The following is a 23,261-nucleotide window of genomic DNA, read 5'->3' as shown; positions in this document are numbered from 1 at the left end:
CCTTTCGACACAGAAAGTAAACCTTCTTCACTATTCTACAAAATAAGTTCCACTATTCAAATGGTTCTAAAGTTACAGAGTCGAATAAAGGCGGCACTTGTCGAAGCCCGACTGTGCCGCCTGTTTTATTCGTATTTGGTAAAAACGTCATAGTCGCGCCATTTCCCGCCCTCGTATGCGAACTGGGGTCGGGTGCATTCAAACCGGAACCCGGCGCTTTCCGCAAGCTTTTTCGACGGAAGATTGTCGGGCCGGATGTGCAGCTCGATCCGGTGAAAACCGAGTTCCCTGAAAAAGGCTTCCGCTGCTGCGACGACCGCTTCCTTGCCGTACCCCATCCGGAAAAACTGGTTGTTGATCTGGTAGCCCATCATCGCCCAGTCGTAGTCCATCCGGAGAATGGTGATGATCTCAATCTTGCCGATGTTTGCGCCGTCCGACTTGCGGAAAATCCCGAGGATGACCATCCTGTCCAGATCGGCAGCCTGTTGGAACCCCCGGATCCAGTCGCTGAACCAGCTTCGCGTTGAGGCGCCCAGGTTTACCGGCCGCCCTTCGTCATAGGGATGCTGAGACAGCGTCCGCCCTTCCAGTCCAGAGCGCCAGGAATCGTAATCGCTTTCGCGGTACGGTCTGAGGATGAGCCGTTCCGTTTCGATGAAGAGATCGTTTCCGTTCACAGGCGTTGCCCCCTTTGCCCCCATCATACCAAAACAGAGGGCGCATATCCGGGTCCGGCCGGTACATACTATCGGCGTTCGAAAAACAAATTTAAATGGAGGGAATCGACCACAATGACCCAAAATCCGTTCGGTCAAAACCAAGGCCAGAACCAGGGCCAGACTCACCAGAACATGCACACCGGAACCGTTCCGCCCGACATGAACCACGGCGGCCATGAGCTGTTTGATGTCCACGAAGTGCTGTCGCTGTCCATCGCAGCCATGGACCAGTCCACGCTGCTTCGCCAGCACGCAAAAGATCCGGAACTCATTGATATCATGGACCGCCAGTATCGGTTCATGCGCCAGGAGTACAATACGCTCGTTGATTGCTTCAAAACCGGCCAGGACCCGCAGGTGCCGACCCAGAGTTATAAGATGGCGGGCGGCAATGACTTCATCTACGGCATGACCCAGACCCAGCCGAAAAAACCGATGATGTCTCCTCAGGAACTTGACGATGCGGCGATTTCCGGCTTCCTGCTCGGCTCCGCAAAAGCGAGCGCAACCGGCAAAACGGCTGCCGCCCTGGAGACGACAAACCCGGTCGTGCGCCGCGTGCTCGCCGACTCGGTCCCGAACTGCATCGAAATGGCCTACGAGCTGTCGATCTACCAGAACAAGCACCACTACTACCAGGTTCCGCAACTTGCCGACACCGATATGCAGGCAATCCTCAATGCCTATGCACCTGCCACCGGCGGCCAGCAGCCGGGCATGCAGTGAACGGCTATCGCACGTTCAGCGCGGGACGGTGAATGTCCGGCAAACACCATGCCGGTTTCTATAGATGCGAAAAGGCAAGGACGCCGTGTGTCCTTGCCTTTTCCCCGTTCACAATCCTTCCCGCTTCACAAATCCATCGAGCCGGTGCAGGAACCCCTCCATCTTCTCCCAATCGTCCGCAAAGTCCTCGACCTTCTCGGAATAAATGAACTCACGGAACTCGCGGTTCATCAGCACCACCGGACCGTATCTCTCCTTCAAGCCTTCGTAAACCCCGCATTCCTTCAAAAGGCGGACCCGCCGGTTAATCGTCCGGTTTCGGTCGGATGGCCAAAGATCCAGCACCGCTTCCGCCAGGGATATCAACAATTCCAGCATCTCCGATTCCTCCTATCCGCCGTTGTCTCTCCCTGTCCTCACTGCCCCGGCAGCCGCTTGTTCCGGAGCAGGGCCTCCCGGTTGCGCCAAAGTCCCGCCTCTTTTGGCGTCATCTCATCGAAATTCCTCCGCGGAGGTTTCCAGGCCACAGAGTTGATTGCATACTTCAGGCGGTTGGCGAACAGCGACCGCAGCAGGATTCTCGGAAAAGTGAGCCAGACGATCAGATAAGCGAGGGTCGTCAAGATCACCACCGTGCCGGCACCCGACGAGTCATACATCGGCGCCGTTCCGGCGAGCAGTGCCGTATGCAGCAGCGCCCACCTGCGCAGCGGTTCTTTCCTGGCATGCAGGAACAGCGAAAAGGCGAGCAGCGCCGCAAACGCCAGTATCCATCCAGGCGGCCGGGCATCGACGACCGCTCCGGCCACCCACATGACGGCCGGAATGACCGCTGCCGTCAGGAGCACGATCCGCGGGGCCCTCCGTCCAAGCGTCCCGGCTTCCTCGAACAAAGGCAGCAGCTTCTTCTGCCAGTCCCGCAGCCGGCGGTCACCGCGCGCGGCTTCCGCGTCCGCGGGAGCGAGCAGCCGCACATCCCCCGGCTCACGCCTGAAAAATCCCTCAACGAACGCCTGCTCAAATGAAAGCAGTTCATCCGGCCGGCACAGCAACCGGTATTCCTTTGCCGCCCCCTGTCCCGTCGCGGCGACCTTCCCCTTTTCAAGCAGGGAAAACACGGCCGCGTCCAGCACCGCCGGAGAAAACCGCCCCGCGCGCTGGATCATGTGGAGGTAAAGCGGATCCGTTCCGAGGATCAGTCCGGGGCGGTTGATCATGACCGGCACCCTCTGCGGAATGAACAGCGTCGCCGCGGCAAACAGGCAAAGCAGGAAACCCGCAAGCCCCCCGTACTCCACGAACCTGTCCAGAAACGGCTTCATCTCCGCCTTGCGCTTAAACTGATCCGCCTCCTCGGCATACGCCTCCTCAAGCGACATCGGGGCAGGCGTCTTCTTTGCATCGTCCAGAAGATCCGACGGGAAAAACACCCGGTAAGACGCCTCTTCGGGATTCTCCACCACCGGATCGCGGAAAGTGAGCCCGTTCGGCCGGACATCGACGTCGGATCCGTTCATGTTCCGCGTGAACGGCCGGATGGACGACTCCCCGGCATTGCCCGGCAGCACGACCGACACTTCCAGATCCCGCAACCCTTTAAACTCTTCGCTCCACTGCGAAAAGAAAGTGACGTCCAGATCGCTGAATTCCTTGTATGCGGAAAGCGGGCCGTCGAGCTGGTAGGCGTAGATGAGCACCGCTTCCCCGGCGCCCTCCGGAGCGCCGATCCGGGCTTCCGCGCCGTCCAGTGCTGACGGAAGCGGCCGGACTTCATCTTTCGCCACTTCCCCGATGCGGCCGGTGCCACCGGTCACCTGCCCTGCAGAAAAATTTCGGACCCGGAAATCGGCCGCTTCCGGAAATCGCCTCAGGATTTCCTGCTTCCCGCCCGGAAGCCGGTATGTATGGATTTCATTCACATCGAGCGTGCCGTCCGCGCGCACCCTATTTGAATTGAACCCATTCTTTTTAAGGGCATCTTTTCGGATGAAAGGAATGACCTTGGAGGGCTTGATGAGGGTCAGCGTCGTCACGGCAGCCCGGCCTTTTCCTTCAACTGCTTTTGTAATGATTCCAATCTCAATAAGGTGTTCAATGACTTTTTTGAACGTCGAATAAGGGATGCTTTTCGTCCGGTCTGAAGACGATCGGATTGCTTGAGCAATCGATCTTTGAGCAGCAGAAACTACACCGCCCTGTGCCTTCAGGTAACGGATCACATCCTGTTTCCATTCTTCAAAATGACTGTAGGTGCGTTCCTCTCGCGGTTTCGCTTCTTCCCACACCTGATAGGCAAACGCCATGCCGGAAAGCTGTCGGATCCACTTGGCGGATGGTCCGGCGGGAGCCCCTTCTTTAAAGGCGCTCTTAACCTTTCGTTTGATTTCAAGCTCGCGCATCGGTGGATCGTTCCGCTGGTTCCATTCCTTCAGACGGAACTCGGCCTCTTCTGCACTGTAGCCTGATGATTTGAATGCAAGAGCGAGCGTATAGCAGGTATTGTCCCTCTGGCCCTCCGAAACGCCGGATAACAGCTTTTGGATGGCAGGATGATGCAGGAGTCCGGCTGAACCGACACAGGCTGCCTTGCGTTCGGCGGAACGCTCTTCCTGACGGATGGCCAGCCAGTCACACAGATCATCGAACGAAACCCGGCTGGCGCTCTGGTAAGCTGTATTTCGGATTGTAGGCATGCGGAACCAACGCTCAGCCCCTACGGCTTGCGGATCTCCTTGCAGCACTTCAGCAATGGCAGCCTGAATGTGTTTATAATGGTCCGTTACCTTCGGAAAAGCCCGTTTCGGACGATTAAAATACCAATAGACATGGAAACCGCCGGATGGGGTCGAAACGATCAGGGAAGGTGTCGGGAGCCCTGCACGGCTTACGGCATCATGAACGTCAGGAAGCAACATTCCACGATTCTGGCCGTTTTTGACGTCGATATCGACGACCATGGCATTCAGCCAGCGCAAGTTCCCGGCATGACGCTGGTCATTCCGGTAGAAGGTGTTCGGCGTGTAATAGGTATAGGCTTCAGAAGCACCAAACAGCGAATGATAAGTCCGGACGGCTTTTGGTCGTTCCTGGAACTCATTGCAGACGAAAACCCAGCCCAAATGACTGCTGTAGCCGGTATTCTGCTTATGTACCTGTTTCTTCGGGGCTTCGGTCAGCTGATCACCGAATATCTCTCTCAGGGCACTCACGATAGGGACTCCTTCCGGCCAACATAAAAAGACCGTCGCAAGCTTATGCCCGCAACGGTCCTGAATGTGGCTCTGATAGATAGAAGGGTCCGAAAAATGCCGTGCAGTCTCGACAAACGTCGAGAGGACACGAACAAAAATCGTTGCACAACCGGTTCAAATACTATATGATATGGGTACATATAATTATATGAACCACCATGATGTTGGCGCATCATGGTTCTATCAAAGCTTAGACTAGGTTGGCGAACCTTTTAGAGGGCTAAGCTTGATCCAAAAGAGTAGTGTTGGCTGCACTGCTCTTTTATTTTTGTCTTTTTATATGGTTAGTTTAATAACGGCTATTGATTACTTTGTAAACATTGTGTTTTCATAACTATACCGCATTGCTCTTTGGATTGTCTACCATTTCCTTAGAATTTCATAGAACAATAGGAAAACGGAGAAGAACAAAATGTTCTTCTCCGTTTTGTGATTCTTTTTCTAAAAATGAAATTTCTATATTCAGGTTTAATATGGAATGATAACACCTACACTGACAAATTGAATGAGGTCCATATGATTGAGCGAAGACAATTCAGAAGCGGATCCCGTTACCACAACCCCTGATATCTCCAAGTCTTCTGGAGTAGTTGTTTTAGACAAAATAGAAGTTGCAGTTTGATGATTTTGTTTCTCTAATTTCTTTAATGCTTTTATAAAATGGGTGGAAGACTTATTTACGTCCTTATCCAATTTAAAACCATATGCATAATCACCAATCATATATCCTATACGTTTTCTCTCTTCAGTGCTCGTGACAGATGTAAGCTCTTCTTCCACTCTTTCCTCCATTTTAGGATCTGCCACCCACCCCCACTGGGCATTCGGGAAATAATCAGCGAGTTCCTCAACTTTCATAGCTTTCTTAAAAGAGAGAGCTACTTCAACTTTTGCGTTGGCAGGAAGGTTCTTCAGCAACTCGCGATCATCATTGGCAACACCAGCAGTTGGATATCTAAAATTGATTACCCTCTGCCCATTTCTATAATGTTGAATCCCATCTGTTGAGGTAATCGAGCTATCCATAATTGTAGTTGGATTATCATAAATTTTATAGAGAGTTTGCTCATTGTACCACGTGAAAGGTAAACCTGCGATATTCTTTATGTACTGTTCTTGAGTGATAGCTGACTCTATACCATAGCTGATTGTAATCTTATCATGATTAATATTTGCGCCTTGTATTTTTGATTCTGTTAATCTAAATTCCGAGTAGTCTTCCATAGAGTTCTTCATGTTCTGGTACGCAAAAAATAAAAGTGTCGCCAGCGATAAAAAAGCTATAAATGTAATGGTCAACGAAATAATAACAGTTCTACGATTCGATCGCTTTTTTGCTTTTTTTAATACGTCATCGTATAAACCTTTATCAAAGATTCGATTTGGATGTTCCTTCATACTTTCTCCTCCCAACGAATTAACCTTTTCAATTTTGTTCTAGATCTTGCGAGCTGTGTTTTGACAGATTTATCGGTTGTTTTATAAATGATTGCGATTTCCTTAAGTGATAACCCTGCCACGTATTTAAGTAAAATCATTTCTTTGTCTTTTCGGGATATATTATCAAACCATTTATTTATTTTTTGACGGCTTTCAATGTCAAGTACTACTTGTTCGGGAGTATGATAATCAAGTAAGTCTTCAATTTTGATGTTCTCCAGATAACCCCCAATCGTTTTTCTTTTCTTCATTAAATCGTAAAACTGATTGATGGCCACGCGGTGCAGCCATGCTTCTGAATAATCGATATCAATTCCCTCAATATATAAAATAAATCGATAGGCTGTTTCTTGAATTATATCTTCTGCATCCTCCTTATCGGCTCCCACCTTTCTTAGTGTTTTATATACTTTTTCAAGTTTTGTTGATAGAAAAACACCTAGTTCTTCTTCCATAATACCCTCCTAATTAATTAACGATTGAATTAAGAAAAGGTAAACAAGATTTTTGATGGCTTAACACTAACTAGGTTTGCGTCAAATCAAGCAGTTTAGATAGTTTTTCTCAGATGTAATTAATGTAAATTAAAAGGAAAAATAAAACTTAAAACAATAATAGTTTTTAATGTATATTTATCAAAAATATGTTATTGTTTTATTATGGGAGGAGGTGAATATAATTGAAAAGAGGATTAATCTTATTTTTCCTTTCAATAGCTTTGGTTTTCAGTACAGGTCAATCTGTGTTTGCCTCTGATAAATCGGATGATACTAATACAACTGTTATATCTGTTGATGGTGTATTAGTAGAAGACCTACCCGAAGTTCCCCCTCCAATTACAGTGTTTGGAGCTGGAGAGTGGGACCATATCGGTACATACACTATGTCGAAAGTAGTTCGGATTCAATCTGGGGGTGGCGATTTAAAGGCCTGCATTCCAGGTACCACTAAAGTTACCTTCGGGTTAGAAAAAGCGCCTGTGTCCTTGTTTGACAAGGAACGAACTACCTCTGGTGTCAAGGGTGATAATTGTGCAGTTTGGAGAGGAATCTCTAAAGGAACGTATGATTTAGGTCTTGTGAGCCATTACGGCACATCATTTACAGTGTCAATTTACGACTGATTGATTCTATGTGAATTTGACTGAATTCTCTGTTGATAAAAAGACATAGAATTCAGGTTTTATCATTTCAAATGACGTTCGATTGTTGACCTCAGAATTTAATCAACTACTACTCAAGCCTTTGCTTGTTTGGACTGATCTAACACGACAAACAACCATAATTGATTTTCCTATAGGGCTGAACGTTCGGCTTTTGGCCTAAGGATCAAAGAGACTTAATTCGTTTCCCACAAGGTCTCGAGACTCGCGGCGAATTAACCATTCATACCTTGACAGCGGTCTCTTGCAATCCTGTAGAGATAGGCAATGTTTCTCTTGATCCTTTTTCAACTATTCTTCGCAGACTGCTCCCCTATAGCTGGACTGCCGATGCTCCCACGTCTCTCTCAGACAACAACATCACCATCGACAAGGGAGAGTTTTATGATTGAGGTCCGCGATTAGGTTCACTATTGGATGGGCAGCTCATCAAAATCTCCTCCGCTCAAATTTCTGCCCAGTATAACGGAGTTATGGCAACACAAAAAAACCGAACCAGGACTTAAAGTGTCCGTAATTCGGGGGTGGTTCACTTGCAGGGGTGTTATTTAGAATTAAACTTATAAAAATATTTAGTAAGTCGAATTTATTAATGCACCCATTAATTCAGTTATATTTTTTAAATAGTTTACTAAAAAAAAACTATTAAAAGCCAAAATTATTAAGGAAATAGTTAATAAGATTTTGAACGCCTTTCCCATTATATCCACCCTTTTCAAAAATATCTTATAGTGATATTAAATCAAAAAAGAAAATAACTCCAGTGCTAAAAGATATGTTTTTTATCCAAAGGACAAAAACTAAAGACGTAATTAGAGCAATCGAAAACCTTAAAAAGATGAGCTACAATCAAGCTACATCTTTTTAAGGTGTTTTATCGGTCTGGTGTAGTGATAGTTATAACGCCAGTATTATTTGTAACATTGTCAAATACGAGTGAATGGCTTAATTGAAGAGCAAAATTTCCTTTTGTATTTGATGATCTAATTGCTGGACGAGTAGTTAATCTATTTGCATATACAGGATAGACCGCCCTAGAAAATTTCCATCTACCGTATTTAGAACTTTTAGAGGAAAGATCGCTAGTATTATAAAGAGTACCAGTTGAGAAATTATAACTTATGCCCGGTACACCGGCTCCTGATAATGACACTGAGACGTCACCACTATTTGTACTGGCTGGACCCCAGTCTAACAAAGTTTGATAAGTATAAGGAACAGCTAACCTAGTATATAGATTGTTTAAATATCTAAGACCAGTTTTACGCTCGTATTGAGTATTAGTAATGACGTCCCAAACCGATCCTTTAACACCGTTAATCGATGCATTACTAGACCTTCTGCTCATTTCAACAGTTGTAGTTAAATAATGACTGGAGCTATTAAACGTCCAATTGAAATTTCTGACCACAGGATTGGAAACACTAGCTACTGCAAATGTCGAGTATTGGGATGAATCGATGTTTTTTTCGTTCTTAATGTCGTTTAAGATTTCTTTACTGCGCTCCGAAGCCGTTTCTTTGATGTCAGATAAATCACGTTCTTTGTTATCTACCTGATTAAAATAGTAGTCAATGACTTCCATTCCATTTACTTTGTTTTTCGAAATAGCTTCAAGGTAAAAGTCTGTTTTCCCATTAATTATATTGGTGTTAATAGGCTCACCATTATTATGAAGCAATAAGAAATTTTCGTTAGTAGATTTTTGTGAAGCAGATTTTTTTTCTTCTCTATCAATTATTTCTATGGAAGATTGTTGCTCTGTTTCTATCCACTCATCGATTTTTATACTTTGTGCAAATCCTTTTAATTCGAATAAAGAAAAACTTAGAAGAAACACCCCAACTCCTATTAGGAAACTATAAATTTTCTTCTTATTAATCTTAACTCTCCCCCTTCTCATTACTGATTGATTGTCCCACTACCCTTAACTCTATTGTAGATAGTTCCAGTATTTTTCAGTACATTCACTTTATAGTCACCTGCATTAACAGTACCGAAATCTTTAGTGGTACTATAACCATTTGCAGTTGCACTAACTGAGTAAGATTTCAAAAACTTAACAAGAGAAACAGAATACTTATATTTAGTAGAAGAAATATTACCGTTTGAATCATAACTGTTTGCTGTTAATTTTGTAGTTGTCTTTTTTTGTGCTAGAGAATGCACTTTAGTACCTTGAACACTGCTATGGATGTCGAATGAATATGTACCACTATAAGCAGAGACAGACATTGGTAGAAGCAAAGCACCTGCTAACAATGATGTAAGTAATGTTTTTTTTACCTTTCTCATATAACTCTCTCCCCAAAAAGTATTTTTTTAACACAAGATAAACATAACACCATTTCAATAAAGTAACAAGTATGTCTTTTATTACAATTAAACTTCTACTTCTAGTGCTTAACTCCTAATTTCCGCAAATAAAACTCTCTATATCCCTGGAACCAAAATATTCATTTCCTTGCCATTAACTTCGCTCTCGAAGGCATATACCGGCTGGTAGTAGCCTTTCGAATCTAACGTATAGCGTATCTTCACATCATTGATTTGCAAGCTACTAATTTTACGGTCCTCTAAGTATGTCTGGAACTTCCCTTTCAAAAGCTCCTGATAGGCCTCCTGTTCGCTTTTGATCCGGACATCTTTTTGTTTCTCATAGGTAACCAGGCGGTTATCGAATTCCTTCACGGTCCCGTCATTGTAGTAGGTGACGGACAATTCACCGTCTGTAAGCCGGTTCCCGCTTGCCTCTTGGTCTACCGTCCACTCATACTTCCCCGTATCGATCCTTTGGAAGCTGGCCTCCGAGGGAATTTCCAGCCCGTACTTTTTCAGGCTTGCTTTTACCTTCCCCTCGTCTGCGTCTTCCGGTTCACGGCCATCATCCAACAGAGAAAAATCTGTCAGGCTATGGCTTCCATCCAGAAACCGAAATGACAGTTGGTAGGCGGAATCTCCATGTACCCGATACAGCCCTTCATCAGGATACGAAATATCCTCAATTTCCGCCGGATCAATCTTCATCCTTCCGAAAAACTCTCCGGCAAACTCGTCTGCCCTTTCTTTCGTATAACTGGGTGCCCGATAGACGGGGACAGTTTTTCGGCTGCCATCCAACGTTACGTTGGTCGTTACTTCGGCCTGTTTCATGTCTGCCCGGTTCGCCGGGACGATGGAGAGATTCCCGTACTCCTTGGAATGATAATAGGCAAATATGCTTCCAAACAAAATGACTGTGACCAATAAGGGCGTCAGATAGATGAGGGAGCTTTTTACTCCCTTCTTCTCCTTCAGGGAAAGGAAACCCATTGTGAGACCGTATCCGATGACCGCGCCCAACAGATTGTTGAACAGGTCGTCCGCCTCAAACGTCCCGTAACCCGTGATCAGTTGGAGACTTTCAATGGACAGTGTGAACAGCATGGCTGCCCCGATCATCCAAAGCGCCTGTTTAAAGCGCGGGTTCAGCAGCGGAACGAGTATGCCGAACGGGACAAACATCAGGATATTCAAATAGATGAACTGCCAGTGCCGGGTACTGTAAAGATACCAAGCTTCCCGGTATGAGGAGAAAAGGGACAAGTCCACGTTGCTCGTGTAGCCCGGTCCCCTGTTCAGAAAGGTGACGCCGATGACCATGATCAAATAGCCTATGAACAAGGCCAACAAAACCAACCGCTTTTTGGTATCTCCTTTTCCATGATGCATAGAACTCCTGTTCAACAGGAAAAACAGGACACCTAATGCAATGACCACTACTACAGCCAGATAAAAATTTTCTTTCACAATCCCAATCAGTTCTGCCAGTCTCACCTTTATCCACCCCGCGTTAAAAATTTCATCTTACTTATTCATCTCTTCTCAGCAAATCGTGTATCGAGTGTCTGTTAATCTGGTTTCTGACTAAACAAATGCCTGTCAGAAGCAATAGACTGATCATTGCAATCGAAAGCAAGTGATACAGCAAGTAGAGGGATATTGGATATACATGGCCAATCCAGAACGCCATGGACAAAAAGATCAGCGTGCTGATGATGGACCCGCAGACCAGGTAAAGGAGCAACTCCAACCCCAGATATTGTATTACCCGCTTTTTACTCATCCCTAAGGACATATAAGTTCCCCAACGGAGCTTTTGGTTGTTGTATTTACCGAATATCATCGTGATCGTACTGATAACAGCCAACAAAATGGCTGTGCTATAGGAGAGTTTGCCCAGGAAACCGAAGAAGAACGAAATCTTTGTGTCTTCGATTTCAAAATCGGAAATCTTTTGATATAGACTCCCCGGTGTCGTGGAAACGATTTCGCTCAGAATGGATTCCAGCTCATCAGTTTGCTTTTCGGACAAATAATCCTTGGTAGAAATGGAGAGATTATAATACCCTCGGAATATTCCATTTTTAATAGCAGTTTCCTCGTCTAAAATAACCGTGAAAGCCAAATCTTCCCTTCCTACTTCCGAAGCATCCATGACATCATGGATGGGGTACGTCCATTCCTGTGTTTTAAGACCAGATCCGCTATTGTATTTCCTCACAAATTGCATCTCATGCCCTTTTAAGTTTTCGCCATGAATGCCTGAGGGTAACAATAGAAGCACTTTTCCCTGAAATTCTTCGAACGATCTCTTTCCGTATAATTCTTCAAATCCTTTTGCATCTACCACTTGGTAATTGGCATGGGGGATGATTCGTTTATCCTTATATGCCCCCTCCTCAGGGTCTAGGGAAGATATCCAATTTCCAAGCGATTGCGGGATAAACTCCTCCTCAATTAAAGGATGGACATCGACCATGAAGGGAGTTTTCTCTACATTGGAGACAAAAGGTAAGCTTTCGATCCGATTGACGTCATTTGCTGAAATTGTGAGCCCTTCCTCTTTTAAAACTTCCAGATGGCCAATCGTTTTGGACTGAAACAACTCTTGGGCTGAGATGTAATAGTCGACATCGCTGCCCCAAATCCCAGCTGTCTCTTTTTGAATGAAGATTGACAGGGTGATGACCAGCATACAGAGAGATAATGACAGAACGGTAAGGATGGACCACTTTTTATATGTCACAACTTGCATGTATAACTGTTTAAGAATAAACTTCTCAGTTCTCAGCTTTGAAATATCCAGCTGTTGAGTGTTGCCGCGCATGGAAGAGGCAACAGAAGATGCATGGACCTTTCTAACATCTTGAATGGTCTTCAAAACCACACACAGAGAAATGATTAAAATCATGACAAGATTCAGCCCGATGATATAGGCCCAATTTAAATCGTTCGGTTTTCCATTGTCATATGTGTTCTCCACAATCAGAGTGGTAAGCGGGATGGACATCGGAACTGCAAGCAATATGCCGGCAGACAGCATAATCAAATATTGGTAGCTGATGATGGAAAATATATTTCGGGTATTCGCGCCAACCGCTTTAAATATGCCGATCTTCTTCACTGTATTTGCAAAATAAAAGGAGAGCAGGGTTAAAATACTGATAATGGACAGGCAGATGACCACGATTTGAAACGCAAAGGCCACGGTTGAGACAGTCCCATAATCGATAAGCCCCGTATGTAAAAGTCGTGAATTAATAAAGCCCTCGCCGTAATCACTGATCAAACTGGAACTTTGATCAAGGGCAGTGTATTTATTGGCCTTGATTTGAAACATATAGTTATGCGTCTGATAGGGGGTGATTTCTGGCTTCAAGGTTAGGATGTTCGGGAAATCATCCTTGCCTTTCTCCACACCTGCCGGCACCGACCAGTTTGCTGAATAATCTTCAATGACTCCGGCTAATGTCACTTGCTCATGGCCGCTTTCAAATTCAAGAAGTTTGCTTTCTCCGATCTTCCACACTTGACCATCCTGTTTATCCAGCAATTTCTTATAGGAACTTTCAATCACGATTTCATTTGCTTTGCTTGGAAATGTACCTTCGGATAACCGGATGTGACTTAGCCTAAGTGCCTCTTCATCAAACCATCCAACGGATACCACTTTGCCGTTTTTCAATATCAGCCGATCAGATAATGCAAACTCACCGACGCTATCGGCATTCTTACGGACATCTTCTTTCAAAGCTTCCGCGCCCAGTATAACGCCGGTGTGTTCCCCGTAATTTTGATAGGCCGCTTTTTTTAGGTTTGACTTGATCGTTTCAGAAGCCATCAGGATGGAGAAAGTGGCGGCAAGCATTAGGGCAAACGAACAAATAATGACGATTAACCATTTTCTTCTGGAGAGCATTAGCTTCATCGCTAGTTTAAACACGTTCAATCCACCTCTCTTAAACGACCATTCTCCATCTGATAGAGATGATGTGGATGAGAAAAGAGGTTTTGTTCATGTGTCACTACAACCAAACTGATCTGCATAGACTCCACAAGAGTGGTTAAGAGTTCTACAACAGTTTTAGACGTGGCTTGATCCAAGTTGCCAGTTGGTTCATCTGCAAATAAGATGTCAGGATTCGTGATGACGGCCCTCGCGATGGCAACCCGCTGCTGTTCACCGCCGGATAGAAAGTCAGGTCTTTTTTCCAACTGAGATGAAATGCCCAGCGCATCCGCAATCTCATCAACCCTGTGTTTCTTAACGCCTCGAGGATTGAATTGCAGAGGTAACTCAATATTCTCTTTCACCGTCAACTCAGGAATCAAATGAAATGATTGAAAGACATAACCGAAAGAGGTTCCCCTGACCTTTGATTGCTCGGTATCATTTAGTCGGTAAAGTGAAGATCCCTTAAAGCGAACTTCCCCTTTGTCCGGCTTTTCCATTCCACCCAACATACTCAGCAAAGTCGATTTCCCCGATCCACTCTTCCCTTCAATCACATGTATACTGCCTTTTCGTATTTTAAGGCTGGTTGCACGGACCACGGTTTTTCCATTGAATGATTTAGAAATGTTGTCTGCAATCAATTGATTATCCATATTCTCCTCCATGTTCACTCGATATTGATTTAAATCACCGTTGTATAAATAACCCTTACGAGTTATTTATAATTCATTTTAACATTTTCTGTTCACCGAGGATCTATGGATGCTAAGCACACTTATGAAAGTCGGACCGGATTGTTGTCAAATGCCATCTTAGAACGCTTGGTTTTCAGGCCTTCTATAGCCAACTGAAACCGCCTTACAATCCCTACAACAACTATAAAAAACAGACTGGTACTAGAAATCAACTATCGCTATTCCCTCCCTTGGCTTTTTGGTCTCCTAAGCGATTCCGTTTCCAAAGGGAAGGATTTTGCCCCTTGACCAGCCTTAGTCGGCCTGTGATGTTTTACAATTCGAAGGCCAATGGGCAAAAGACCATAAATAAGAAGCCTTGAAGGCTGCTATCCGATGATATGAAAATAGGCAGCCTTGAGGATGCCTCAGACTGTTGTTTCGAACCTATCTTCTCCACGTTGCTACAAAACCGCTTAGCAGGCTCCTAGAGAAGTTTTAGTTCATTCATGAACAATTCCCCGCCAAAAAGATTTCAGACAGGATTTTTTTATGCCTCTCCCCTACTCTAAGACGTTAACGCTCACGATCTCCGCAACCTTTATCCACCTCTCGTCCAGTTGGATTCTCTGGCTGGATATATCGGCCGAAACAATGATTCCGGTGTGCTTATGTAATATTCCATCTCTCCACGTTTGGACCTCAGTCAGTTCTCTACTGCGTATAGCCCGGTCTATCTCCTGCTGGATTTGCTGTAAATCCCACTCGCTTAGATTTGGCCGTTTAACCAAGTCATCCTCCGCCTGCCACTTCCGGAGCTCTCGTAAATGCTCTGGCAGCATCATGGCCGTCCATTTTATATTTCCTCGGTCACGTATCATGATATCGCCTCCCAACTCCAATTATAGAACTTACGTTCCCATATTAAAGAGCAAATAAAAACCAGTCTCTTTAGAGACCGGTCATGTACGAAGTATTGGAACAGCAAAAAGACGGAGCCAGCATCAAGATAACCCGTTCAGTTATATAGTGCGATATTTTTCTGGAAAATCATTTTATTATCCACAAAATAAAGATCTCACTATATAAATTAACCTGCCTCGTTAGTTTAAGTGTAAACCTTCACGCAACCAAAATGAATGATGAAAATGATGTTAATGTCTTGCTAAAATCTCTGCTAATTGTTGTGCTAACTCGCATGTTTGCACCACTCCACTGAACGGGTTAGCGTCAAGATAAAGACTCTTTACTTAATGAATCATGAATCATCTTCTTCGCTTTCCTCTTCATCCACAATTTCTGCAAACCGCTGTAAATACAACGAAACGCCTGTATCTATTACGACGTCCATGGGCTTGCCTTGTTTGGCTACCAGTCTCTCAATCTTTACGATAAGACGCGATGGTAACTCAATTTCAATCGTTTGCTTTCTTATACGCTCATCTTTCCTCCGCAGACTCTCAAGGTCTTCTGCTCCCTTGTCTTTGCTTCGTATCCTAATCCCCTTGGTAAAGGGAAATCATCTTTTTGTCTTGCTCTTGTTTCTGAATAGTCATATATTTGAGTTGCGGCATCCCCGCGCCGCACCCCATCAAGAACATGACTAAGGACCAAAACCCCTGCTGTCTCCGCAGGGGTTTTGCTATTATAGAAAAAAGGGTTTTAACGCTACAATACTCAAGTACAAGCTTTTAAGCATTTGCAGAACGATCCGGTATACCTGCGCGCCGTTCCTTTCGGATGAACATGGGTTTTAGCTTATCCTTCCGTATATTCTCCAAATAACGGTTTAAATGCTGTTCGGTTATACGGCTTGGAACATACCCCAAACGCATGCGGATCAGGTTCTCGAGTACAAACATCTTGCGGGTTATGCGCTCGTACTCCTGCCCGCTGTACGCCTCTTCTTTCCGATAATTATCGGAATTCTGATGCTTCCGGGCCTTGTAAAAAGTGTTCATCAGCTGATACATGGCAGTCCGTTCTGCGCGAACTTGTTTTAGCAGGCACAGTAGCTCATAAGTGGATAGAATCATCAGTTCAGGCGTCGTTTTCTCTACATAGTCACCCGGTACAAAGTCGCGCACGCGCACGGCCAGCCGTTCATGGTTGTGCTGAATCTGATCAGTCCCCATCTGCATCACACAAAAATCACAATAATACGTCGCCGCTTGATGGACCAGTTCACACCCGCAATACGGGCAGGTAATGAGATCTGACTCCTTCACAGTGGATCCTCTCCTTTTACCGATGAATTGGAGCCCATCTTTCCTTCGGAATGAAGGAAAGATGGCCACCTTTTATGCTTGTGATTTCATAGGTTAAAACAGATCACTCGGTTTCTGGCTTGTGGCCAAGGATATAGTCAGCTGCTTTCTGGGCCTGCGCGGCCGCTTGGACAATCAGCCGGCTGTCCTCTTTTAAGGCCCGGAGCCAAGACTGAAGATAGCTCGCGCTGTTTTGGATGGTCTCGTTATCGATGCCGGCCACGCCGCACAGCATGGCTGCCCCCATCTCCGCCACCAGCTCTTCCTTGGAGTAAACCTCATCACCAAAGGCAATTTCCTGTCTGGTCACGCCCGGACGGGCGAGCCGGCTCCTGTGGCCGGTGGAATGGACCATCTCGTGAAACAGGGTACTGTAGTATCCTGCAGCATCCAGATAATCCTTCAGGGGCGGAACATTGATGTGGTCCCTCGCCGGCTGATAGTAAGCTCGGCCGGATTGATAGCTGTATGTCGGGCCGTTCAGATACCCTCGGACTACCTCTTCCGCCTTTTCAATCGGATCGTGGTCAAAGGCACTTCGTCTGCTTTCCAGCCCTTCCGCCTGCTTATTGATTTCGAATACCCGGTAATAGCGGAGATATGGGATTTTCTCAGGCTCGCCGATTTCCTCATTTTCTTTCTCCAACCATTTCCAGAATACCACGATGTGGGATTCTTCACCTTTCTTCACCTTGCCGCCGGCTTCTTGGATTTGCTTAAAGGTCGCGTATTCTCTGGGCTCCAGCAGGAAAATATTGATTCCCCGGTATGGCTTTTGGGTTTTCCAGTTGACTGCCCCGCCGCCAACCCAGGGCTGCCGCCACGGTACAACCCCCTTTTCCAGCTGTTCGATGATTTTGTCCGTTACGATTTCATAGACGTTCTTTTTCATTTGGTTTTGCCTCCCTTGGCTTTTTGGCCTCCGAAGCGCTTCCGTTCCCGAAGGGAAGGATTTTGCCCCTTTGGCATGGAGAACCGGAAAACACGCATAGCCAAGCGGTCAAGGGAACCAGCACAAAAAGTTTTTGACGTTGCGCAAGCGCGGAGTTAGGCAAAAAGTTTTTTGCCCCTTGACCGGCTTGGCTCGCCGACTTGGCCCGCGGCGGGTGGAGGGCAGCGCCTACGAGGCTCGGCCCGCGGCGGGCTTAGTCGGCCTGCGATGTTTTACGATTCGGAGGCCAATGGGCAAAAGCCAATGAAAAAAGCAGCCTTGAAGGCTGCTGTCCGATGATATGAAAATAGGCAGCCTCAAGGCTGCCTTCCTTTTGGTCTACAAGGTATTGATCTCACGTTCTTCGCCTCGTGCGGTATGGCGGCGAAGCTGTAAATGAGACAGGAACCTACGGACTGTTGAGAAAGGCGGGCTTCCTTTCTTTACAGTCCGTGGTTATCGACTCATTTAATACCGCAGCGACACGCTACAGGTTGTTAAAAAGCGTGCTTTGCTTTTTTACAGCCTGTCGTGCAGGCGCCCGAAGGAAGCTTTCAATCCCTTCCCTCTTTTCCTGAATGATGCTTTTCCGGCTTGAGGCGGCCCGCCAATCAACTCCTCCCTTTTGCTTCACGCAAAAAAGAGAAGGTTTCATCCTTCTCTGACTTCGCTCTTTTCCCTCTCCTCAAAGTACGCATCCAGTTGCTCCTGAACGGCCTTGTAGAGATCCGAGTTCCGGGACATAGTCTGATGCTTGTCTTCTACGTTTTCTGCATTGTCCACGAAATAGGATTCTTCCAAAACGGGACGGTCGCCCTCGAAGCTATATCGGAAATAGGTATTGCCCAATCCCTTGATCTGAAGAATTCCCCAGTCGGTCAGGCTCGGGAGCTCGATTCGCTCGATCTTGGTAGCCGTCTTCCCGCCGTCCGATGCATCCGACAACCCAAGCATCCGGTCCCGTTCATGTTGGTAATAAGCATCAACAGCGTCCTTATGCCAATACTTCATCCCGCCTACAATCAAATCCGGTTCAGGGATTTTCCCGCGAGTATAGTAACTGTAGACCTTCTGCCGGGGATAATTGATTCCCCTTCGCGTCAGCTCTTCTGCAAACTGAGTCATTGAAAAATAGTCGGAACTGTCCTTGACCAACGAGTAGGTGGGCTTCTGGATCAGGTATGTGTCTTCCCGGAAATATTCCGTGATCAGCTCCAGAGCCAGCTCAAGCCAGTCATTGTTCAAATGGGAATGTAACTCGCCCAGATCAAATTTGGCGCCATCAGGCCTCTCAAAAAACCAAGCCAGCTGAAGGAAAGTGGCTTCTGCTTCATTCAGCCCTTCCATCGCTTCTGTTGCCCGTTCACTATCGGTAAAATTAATTTTGTCTTTAAGAATCGGGAAGTGCTCAACGATTCGTCCTGTTGCTTGTTTCATAAAGTACCCTCCCAATCACTTGTCTGTTTACAAAGTATACAACATTTACAACCCATTGTCACACAATTCATGTTGTCAGTAACAAAATCTGAATTACTGCTTATATAAAGAACACTTATAAGTGCAAGTGTAAGTATACTTGCACTTATACTTATATTATATTACATTAAAGCCATGGAATATAGACCACTTGCAATTACACTTATAAGTACAATTGCAATTGTACTTATAAGTGTAATGTTTAAGGAGAATGCACATGAAAGTCATCACCGTAAACGTCAACAAAGGCGGGACTGGAAAGTCGACGATCTCTTATACATTGGCGAAATGGCTGACCCTCAGAAAGAACAAAAAGGTGTTGCTGATCGATGGGGACCGGTCCTGCAACCTGAGTTTTTCATTCCCGGATGCCGGAGCCTCCTCGATCTTGGACATCTTTGAAAAGACTGGACGTCCGGTGGAATTCCATCAGGTCGGCAAGAATCTGGACTTTATCAAAGGATCCGAGCAGCTGGATGACCATGAGCTCGACCTGAAATCCAGACAGAACAACTGCATGCTGTTCTTCATGTGGATTGCCGATAATGTGGACCGGTTGAATGAATACGACTATATCCTGATCGACACCCACAACGACACCAGTCTGGTCACCTACAACTTCCTCGCCGTGGCAGATATCGTACTGGGCGTCTCGGAGCCATCCCGGAACGGGTTCCGGGCATGGCTCGAGCTGGAGGACACCATCGATCACCTGAAGTCCGAAATCATCGATGTGATGACCCGGAAAACGTATGTGACGGCCACCCCTTACCTGATTGCCAACAAAGTCGAGCATATCGGCACCAGCAGCAAGCAATTCCTGGAAATGGTCGAACTGCAGCCCAATTACCTGGGCATGATCCAGAAAAAAGAGCTTCTGGCAAAAACCCTTCTTCAGGACAAGAGCATCTTCGAGATGCGCGAGGAAATGTCCCCTGCCGAACAGGCTAAACACGAAAAGTTCTACGCCAATGTCGATGCCGTCTTTAAAAAGGTCATCCAAGCCGCTGAAAACCAATAAAGGAGCCATGGATATGAGCAAATTCAACGATTTCGCAAAAGCACAGGAGGAACTCTCCAAAACCAATGCCACTTCAACTTCCGCAGGAAATGTCGGCCTCCCGGACAAAAAGAAAAAAGAGACCAAGGAACAGATGTCAATCATGCTGACGCCGACACAGAAAAAGAAACTGCGCCGGATGGCCGATGATCTCGACATGAGTGCAAGCGAACTGATCGGCTACTGGATAGACCACAATTAAGCTTGCCTCTAAACAACCGAAAACGCACTTATAAATACACTTACAAGTGTATTTATAAGTGCGTTCGCAAATCGAGGAATTAGGCTTTTGATCTGCAGTGATCACGCCCGATATATGAAGATTGTTATTGAACTCTTCTCTTGTTCTCCAGTCTTTCAGTTAAATCATTAAAGTCTTGGACTACATCTAGCATTGGTATATTTTCAGCTACAGAAATTCCATTTCGAATAGATTTAGAAGCTTCTTCAAATTTATTTGCTTTAATTTGGGCATCTGCAAGGGAATACCAATAAAACCAAGCGTCCATTTCAGAAATTTTATCGTTATAAAACTTTTCGATTACCGGATAATACTTGGAATACAATTCTTTATCATAAACCAACTTTTCACCATTCCATTTTAGTACATCGACTAAGTAACTATCGCCAACATACTTTTGCCAAACTGCTATACCAACTTTTTGATTTCCTTTGACAATGTCAATTTGATGATAAGGAACATCAGCAATCTTTTTGAATGAGTTATTAACCCATTGGAAAACTTCAAGTTCGCTTCCTATGTCTGCGCCGATTGTAACGCCGAATAAAAATTCTTTTGTTCCATCACCAGTAATATCGACCAAACCTGAAAAATCCAAATCAACTCCTTTCTTTTTAGTTTCCCGAATTTTTCGCCAATCAGCATTATCCTTTTTGAGTACGATTGCACCAAACTGGGAAGGGGAAGGTTGTACTTTTTCTTTGATTTCAAAGGTAAAGATTATTTCTTTCTGCCCGTCGTGATTAAAGTCATAGAGTTGAATTGGTTGTGTGGAGGAAGGCTTTTCAGGACTTATAAGCGTTGAGTGCGGTGGCATATTTGCCTTAACAATTTTCATTAGGTCTTTTTTCTGACCTTGATTAGCGTGAACAGTCATCAAAATAAAGTTAATTGCAACAAGTGACAGCAAGGTAAGAGTGATTATTTTCTTCATCAATACATCCCCTGTTCAAACCGCAATAATTCATATTTTAGGTAGTATGGACGTATTTAGAAAAGCAATTCTCCAAAAAAATCGCACGATATTTCCAAAGGCTTGATGCCCCCGAAACTGTCCAGGATTTAAAGATATAACTGGAGAACACCCAGTCTTGGGCGTTATTGGATTGACCACAACTGATTCGAACTATCTTTCTAAGAGAACTCCACTTATAAGTACACTTGCAAGTATAAGTGTACTTATAAGTGTTTTTTAATTAATGAAAACCGTTGCGAGACAGGTATTCAACAACTTCTTTCGAGAAACACACTTACACTTACACTTACACTTACAAGTGTAAGTGTAAAGGTCGAAGGCCCTCTATTTCTAGAAGGCCATCCGTTCCTTTAGACTGCAAAATTCAGCTTTCGCATTCACGATGATGTGATCCAGCACCTCGATCCCGAGATACTCGCCGCATTGCGCCAGCCGCTTGGTCACCTCGATGTCTTCCGGGGACGGCGTGACATCTTGGCTCGGATGCTGATGCGACACAATGATGGATCCGCTGTTGTTGAGGATCGCAGCCTTGAACACTTCCCGGGGCGCAACGATACTCGAATTCAGCGAGCCGACATGGCAGCGATGCACGGCCACCACCTGATTCTTGATGCTGAGGCACATCACCAGGAACACCTCCCGGTCCTCGTCTCCGATGAATTCAGCCGCGACGGCGGCCGCATCCTCTGGGGATCGGATCTGATACTTTTCATCGGGCTCGATCTCCTGAATCACTTGTTTGATCCGCACCACTTCATAGACTGTTTCCATTTCCATTTCTCCATCTCTCCTTTCATCGTTCGGAGAGACCGCAACCATTCGCGCAAACAGGGGGAAGGGCGCGCCGGTTTTGCGCGCTCGCCAGTGAGGGGTAGCCCCATCCCCTGCTTTTGGGATGGGGCGTTAGAAATCGAGTGGAGCCCAATGACTTAGTGGCCGTTGGCTTGCGTCCTTTGCAAGCCTTACGGCCAGTTAGCCGACTTGGCTCCGCCGATTTCTTTCCCCGAACGCCCGCCCTTCCCGCTGTCATAAGCGAATGGTTACACTGAGGAGAACGAAGGAAGGCAGACTGCACCCGCTATAGCGCCCTTGTAGCGCTTCCGGAGGAAGGGCTGCAACGGGCAGCGTATTGGAGATGGCAACGCCTCTCCAATCGTTTTTCTGGCGGCTCGACGCCGCCGGGAAAACGCCAGAACGGCTCTTGGGCGGCTGCGCAAGATCCCGTAAGGGATGCAGCCGCTTGACGGCAAGGGCTCGATGCCCGAAGCCGGCAATGAGGAAGCGAGCCTTCCGGCCCTTCCGCAGGAAGCCGGAAGGCGAAGCGTACATCAGGCGACATAGCGCCTGATGTCGGGATGGCGGGGGTTCGATGCCCCCGCCATCTCGCCTTCCTCCAAAAGAAAAGCCCAGCTGGATCTTCCTGTGAAGACCCAGCTGGGCGATTCAGCAGCTTTCAAATGCGTCACGCGCCAGGTCAAACTCCCACCTGCTCATCGTCATCGTGCTATAGTACCGGTCGGCCGTTCGATATTGGCAGATGACAAGCGAGGCATCCACCTCATCGACCTGCCGGAAAAGATAGACGGTCACCCCATCGCTGCCCTCCTCCAGATTGAAGAAATGATACTTGGAATACGATTGGACCGTCTCGGCGAATTCTGCATCGGTCATCCTGGCCAGTTTCTTAAAGTCCAAGACTCCCTGCTCATCATACATCCGTTTCAGTTTCATCTGTCCATCTCTCCTTTCTTTGTTCGGAGACGGCGCAACTATTCGCGCAAACAGTGGAAGGGCGCGCCGATTTTGCGCGCTCGCCAGTGAGGGGTAGCCCCATCCCCTGCTTTTGGGATGGGGCGTTAGAAATCGAGTGGAGCCCAATGACTTAGTGGCCGTTGGCTTGCGTTCCTTGGCAAGCTTACGGCCAGTTAGAGATCCGGATCTGGGAATCCGATGCCTTCAGGTCCGACGCTTTAACAGGCACCGCCTGCATGAAGGCGATGAGCAGCAGGATCACCGCAGCCGCGCCGGCGTATCTCTTTTTCATCGGGCCGCCCC

At 46.3% G+C, this 23,261-nt stretch carries 22 protein-coding genes; 4 read left to right on the top strand and 18 right to left on the bottom strand.

The genetic code is table 11. The features are described 5' to 3' along the window. Positions 1 to 125: 125 nt before the first annotated feature. Positions 126 to 680, bottom strand: coding sequence for a GNAT family N-acetyltransferase (locus tag ACFFIY_RS12285; protein ID WP_354194267.1), 555 nt, complete (start codon positions 678 to 680; stop codon positions 126 to 128). Between the two features lie 114 nt (positions 681 to 794). On the opposite strand from ACFFIY_RS12285, the gene ACFFIY_RS12280 reads away from it, so the two are divergent. Further along, a complete protein-coding gene (locus tag ACFFIY_RS12280; protein ID WP_354194265.1) occupies positions 795 to 1,448 on the top strand; it encodes a spore coat protein in 654 nt (217 codons plus the stop codon). A 108-nt stretch (positions 1,449 to 1,556) separates the two neighbouring features. Here the strand turns inward: ACFFIY_RS12280 and ACFFIY_RS12275 are convergent, their stop codons facing one another. The 4 genes from ACFFIY_RS12275 to ACFFIY_RS12260 all read right to left on the bottom strand — a co-directional run bounded on the left by ACFFIY_RS12275 (position 1,557) and on the right by ACFFIY_RS12260 (position 6,594). Next, complete coding sequence (locus ACFFIY_RS12275) at positions 1,557 to 1,826, bottom strand: hypothetical protein (RefSeq protein ID WP_354194263.1); 270 nt, start codon at positions 1,824 to 1,826, stop codon at positions 1,557 to 1,559. Between the two features lie 38 nt (positions 1,827 to 1,864). Further along, positions 1,865 to 4,657 carry a primase C-terminal domain-containing protein gene (locus tag ACFFIY_RS12270; protein ID WP_354194261.1) on the bottom strand — a complete coding sequence of 931 codons (2,793 nt, stop codon included), beginning with the start codon at positions 4,655 to 4,657 and terminating at the stop codon, positions 1,865 to 1,867. A gap of 510 nt (positions 4,658 to 5,167) precedes the next feature. Then, on the bottom strand, positions 5,168 to 6,097 hold the full coding sequence (locus ACFFIY_RS12265; RefSeq protein ID WP_354194259.1) for an anti sigma factor C-terminal domain-containing protein: 930 nt from the start codon (positions 6,095 to 6,097) through the stop codon (positions 5,168 to 5,170). Next, complete coding sequence (locus ACFFIY_RS12260; RefSeq protein WP_354194257.1) at positions 6,094 to 6,594, bottom strand: RNA polymerase sigma factor; 501 nt, start codon at positions 6,592 to 6,594, stop codon at positions 6,094 to 6,096. Before ACFFIY_RS12260 ends, ACFFIY_RS12265 begins: the two co-directional genes overlap by 4 nt. Positions 6,595 to 6,818: 224 nt before the next feature. Here ACFFIY_RS12260 and ACFFIY_RS12255 point away from each other — a divergent pair, with 224 nt between their 5' ends. Further along, positions 6,819 to 7,262, top strand: a complete 444-nt coding sequence (locus ACFFIY_RS12255; RefSeq protein ID WP_354194255.1) for a hypothetical protein — start codon at positions 6,819 to 6,821, stop codon at positions 7,260 to 7,262. Positions 7,263 to 8,175: 913 nt separating this feature from the next. Here the strand turns inward: ACFFIY_RS12255 and ACFFIY_RS12250 are convergent. The 9 genes from ACFFIY_RS12250 to ACFFIY_RS12210 form a co-directional block, all read right to left on the bottom strand. Next, complete coding sequence (locus tag ACFFIY_RS12250; protein WP_354194253.1) at positions 8,176 to 9,204, bottom strand: hypothetical protein; 1,029 nt, start codon at positions 9,202 to 9,204, stop codon at positions 8,176 to 8,178. Then, complete coding sequence (locus ACFFIY_RS12245; protein ID WP_354194251.1) at positions 9,204 to 9,596, bottom strand: hypothetical protein; 393 nt, start codon at positions 9,594 to 9,596, stop codon at positions 9,204 to 9,206. Before ACFFIY_RS12245 ends, ACFFIY_RS12250 begins: the two co-directional genes overlap by 1 nt. A gap of 138 nt (positions 9,597 to 9,734) precedes the next feature. Beyond that, the gene (locus tag ACFFIY_RS12240; RefSeq protein ID WP_354194249.1) at positions 9,735 to 11,117 is read right to left on the bottom strand and encodes a VanZ family protein; all 1,383 of its coding nucleotides are present in this window, start codon (positions 11,115 to 11,117) and stop codon (positions 9,735 to 9,737) included. 34 nt (positions 11,118 to 11,151) lie between these two features. Further along, on the bottom strand, positions 11,152 to 13,566 hold the full coding sequence (locus ACFFIY_RS12235) for an ABC transporter permease (RefSeq protein ID WP_354194247.1): 2,415 nt from the start codon (positions 13,564 to 13,566) through the stop codon (positions 11,152 to 11,154). Between the two features lie 2 nt (positions 13,567 to 13,568). After that, positions 13,569 to 14,231 carry an ABC transporter ATP-binding protein gene (locus ACFFIY_RS12230; protein WP_354194245.1) on the bottom strand — a complete coding sequence of 221 codons (663 nt, stop codon included), beginning with the start codon at positions 14,229 to 14,231 and terminating at the stop codon, positions 13,569 to 13,571. Positions 14,232 to 14,815: 584 nt separating this feature from the next. Further along, positions 14,816 to 15,094 carry a YolD-like family protein gene (locus tag ACFFIY_RS12225; RefSeq protein WP_354194817.1) on the bottom strand — a complete coding sequence of 93 codons (279 nt, stop codon included), beginning with the start codon at positions 15,092 to 15,094 and terminating at the stop codon, positions 14,816 to 14,818. Between the two features lie 849 nt (positions 15,095 to 15,943). Beyond that, a complete protein-coding gene (locus ACFFIY_RS12220; protein WP_354194243.1) occupies positions 15,944 to 16,480 on the bottom strand; it encodes a hypothetical protein in 537 nt (178 codons plus the stop codon). A gap of 103 nt (positions 16,481 to 16,583) precedes the next feature. Further along, positions 16,584 to 17,411: an ArdC family protein gene (locus ACFFIY_RS12215; RefSeq protein ID WP_354194241.1), complete on the bottom strand. Its 828-nt coding sequence runs from the start codon at positions 17,409 to 17,411 to the stop codon at positions 16,584 to 16,586. Between the two features lie 690 nt (positions 17,412 to 18,101). Continuing rightward, positions 18,102 to 18,887, bottom strand: a complete 786-nt coding sequence (locus tag ACFFIY_RS12210; protein WP_354194239.1) for a hypothetical protein — start codon at positions 18,885 to 18,887, stop codon at positions 18,102 to 18,104. Between the two features lie 256 nt (positions 18,888 to 19,143). Here ACFFIY_RS12210 and ACFFIY_RS12205 point away from each other — a divergent pair, with 256 nt between their 5' ends. Next, a complete protein-coding gene (locus tag ACFFIY_RS12205) occupies positions 19,144 to 19,947 on the top strand; it encodes a ParA family protein (RefSeq protein WP_354194237.1) in 804 nt (267 codons plus the stop codon). Between the two features lie 13 nt (positions 19,948 to 19,960). Further along, positions 19,961 to 20,188 carry a hypothetical protein gene (locus tag ACFFIY_RS12200; protein ID WP_354194235.1) on the top strand — a complete coding sequence of 76 codons (228 nt, stop codon included), beginning with the start codon at positions 19,961 to 19,963 and terminating at the stop codon, positions 20,186 to 20,188. A 124-nt stretch (positions 20,189 to 20,312) separates the two neighbouring features. On the opposite strand, the gene ACFFIY_RS12195 is transcribed toward ACFFIY_RS12200, so the two are convergent. The 4 genes from ACFFIY_RS12195 to ACFFIY_RS12180 form a co-directional block, all read right to left on the bottom strand. Then, the gene (locus ACFFIY_RS12195; RefSeq protein ID WP_354194233.1) at positions 20,313 to 21,161 is read right to left on the bottom strand and encodes a hypothetical protein; all 849 of its coding nucleotides are present in this window, start codon (positions 21,159 to 21,161) and stop codon (positions 20,313 to 20,315) included. A 372-nt stretch (positions 21,162 to 21,533) separates the two neighbouring features. Next, positions 21,534 to 21,977: a JAB domain-containing protein gene (locus ACFFIY_RS12190; protein WP_354194815.1), complete on the bottom strand. Its 444-nt coding sequence runs from the start codon at positions 21,975 to 21,977 to the stop codon at positions 21,534 to 21,536. A 672-nt stretch (positions 21,978 to 22,649) separates the two neighbouring features. After that, positions 22,650 to 22,937, bottom strand: a complete 288-nt coding sequence (locus tag ACFFIY_RS12185; protein WP_354194231.1) for a hypothetical protein — start codon at positions 22,935 to 22,937, stop codon at positions 22,650 to 22,652. Between the two features lie 184 nt (positions 22,938 to 23,121). Then, positions 23,122 to 23,250 carry a hypothetical protein gene (locus ACFFIY_RS12180; protein WP_354194229.1) on the bottom strand — a complete coding sequence of 43 codons (129 nt, stop codon included), beginning with the start codon at positions 23,248 to 23,250 and terminating at the stop codon, positions 23,122 to 23,124. Positions 23,251 to 23,261: the final 11 nt, after the last annotated feature.

Source organism: Bhargavaea ullalensis (assembly GCF_042432615.1).
Classification (GTDB): Bacteria; Bacillota; Bacilli; order Bacillales_A; family Planococcaceae; genus Bhargavaea; species Bhargavaea ullalensis.
The sequence above is the reverse complement of the archived record's forward strand: the minus strand, read 5'-3'. Positions and strand labels throughout refer to the sequence as shown.

Coding starts and splice junctions, on each gene's coding strand:
- ACFFIY_RS12190 (WP_354194815.1), bottom strand. CDS start 21,977: ATGGAAACAGTCTATGAAGTGGTGCGGATCAAACAAGTGATTCAGGAG.
- ACFFIY_RS12210 (WP_354194239.1), bottom strand. CDS start 18,887: ATGAAACAAGCAACAGGACGAATCGTTGAGCACTTCCCGATTCTTAAA.
- ACFFIY_RS12265 (WP_354194259.1), bottom strand. CDS start 6,097: ATGAAGGAACATCCAAATCGAATCTTTGATAAAGGTTTATACGATGAC.
- ACFFIY_RS12250 (WP_354194253.1), bottom strand. CDS start 9,204: ATGAGAAGGGGGAGAGTTAAGATTAATAAGAAGAAAATTTATAGTTTC.
- ACFFIY_RS12280 (WP_354194265.1), top strand. CDS start 795: ATGACCCAAAATCCGTTCGGTCAAAACCAAGGCCAGAACCAGGGCCAG.
- ACFFIY_RS12245 (WP_354194251.1), bottom strand. CDS start 9,596: ATGAGAAAGGTAAAAAAAACATTACTTACATCATTGTTAGCAGGTGCT.
- ACFFIY_RS12230 (WP_354194245.1), bottom strand. CDS start 14,231: ATGGATAATCAATTGATTGCAGACAACATTTCTAAATCATTCAATGGA.
- ACFFIY_RS12215 (WP_354194241.1), bottom strand. CDS start 17,411: ATGAAAAAGAACGTCTATGAAATCGTAACGGACAAAATCATCGAACAG.
- ACFFIY_RS12200 (WP_354194235.1), top strand. CDS start 19,961: ATGAGCAAATTCAACGATTTCGCAAAAGCACAGGAGGAACTCTCCAAA.
- ACFFIY_RS12275 (WP_354194263.1), bottom strand. CDS start 1,826: ATGCTGGAATTGTTGATATCCCTGGCGGAAGCGGTGCTGGATCTTTGG.
- ACFFIY_RS12195 (WP_354194233.1), bottom strand. CDS start 21,161: ATGAAGAAAATAATCACTCTTACCTTGCTGTCACTTGTTGCAATTAAC.
- ACFFIY_RS12225 (WP_354194817.1), bottom strand. CDS start 15,094: ATGCTGCCAGAGCATTTACGAGAGCTCCGGAAGTGGCAGGCGGAGGAT.
- ACFFIY_RS12185 (WP_354194231.1), bottom strand. CDS start 22,937: ATGAAACTGAAACGGATGTATGATGAGCAGGGAGTCTTGGACTTTAAG.
- ACFFIY_RS12180 (WP_354194229.1), bottom strand. CDS start 23,250: ATGAAAAAGAGATACGCCGGCGCGGCTGCGGTGATCCTGCTGCTCATC.
- ACFFIY_RS12205 (WP_354194237.1), top strand. CDS start 19,144: ATGAAAGTCATCACCGTAAACGTCAACAAAGGCGGGACTGGAAAGTCG.
- ACFFIY_RS12260 (WP_354194257.1), bottom strand. CDS start 6,594: ATGGAAGAAGAACTAGGTGTTTTTCTATCAACAAAACTTGAAAAAGTA.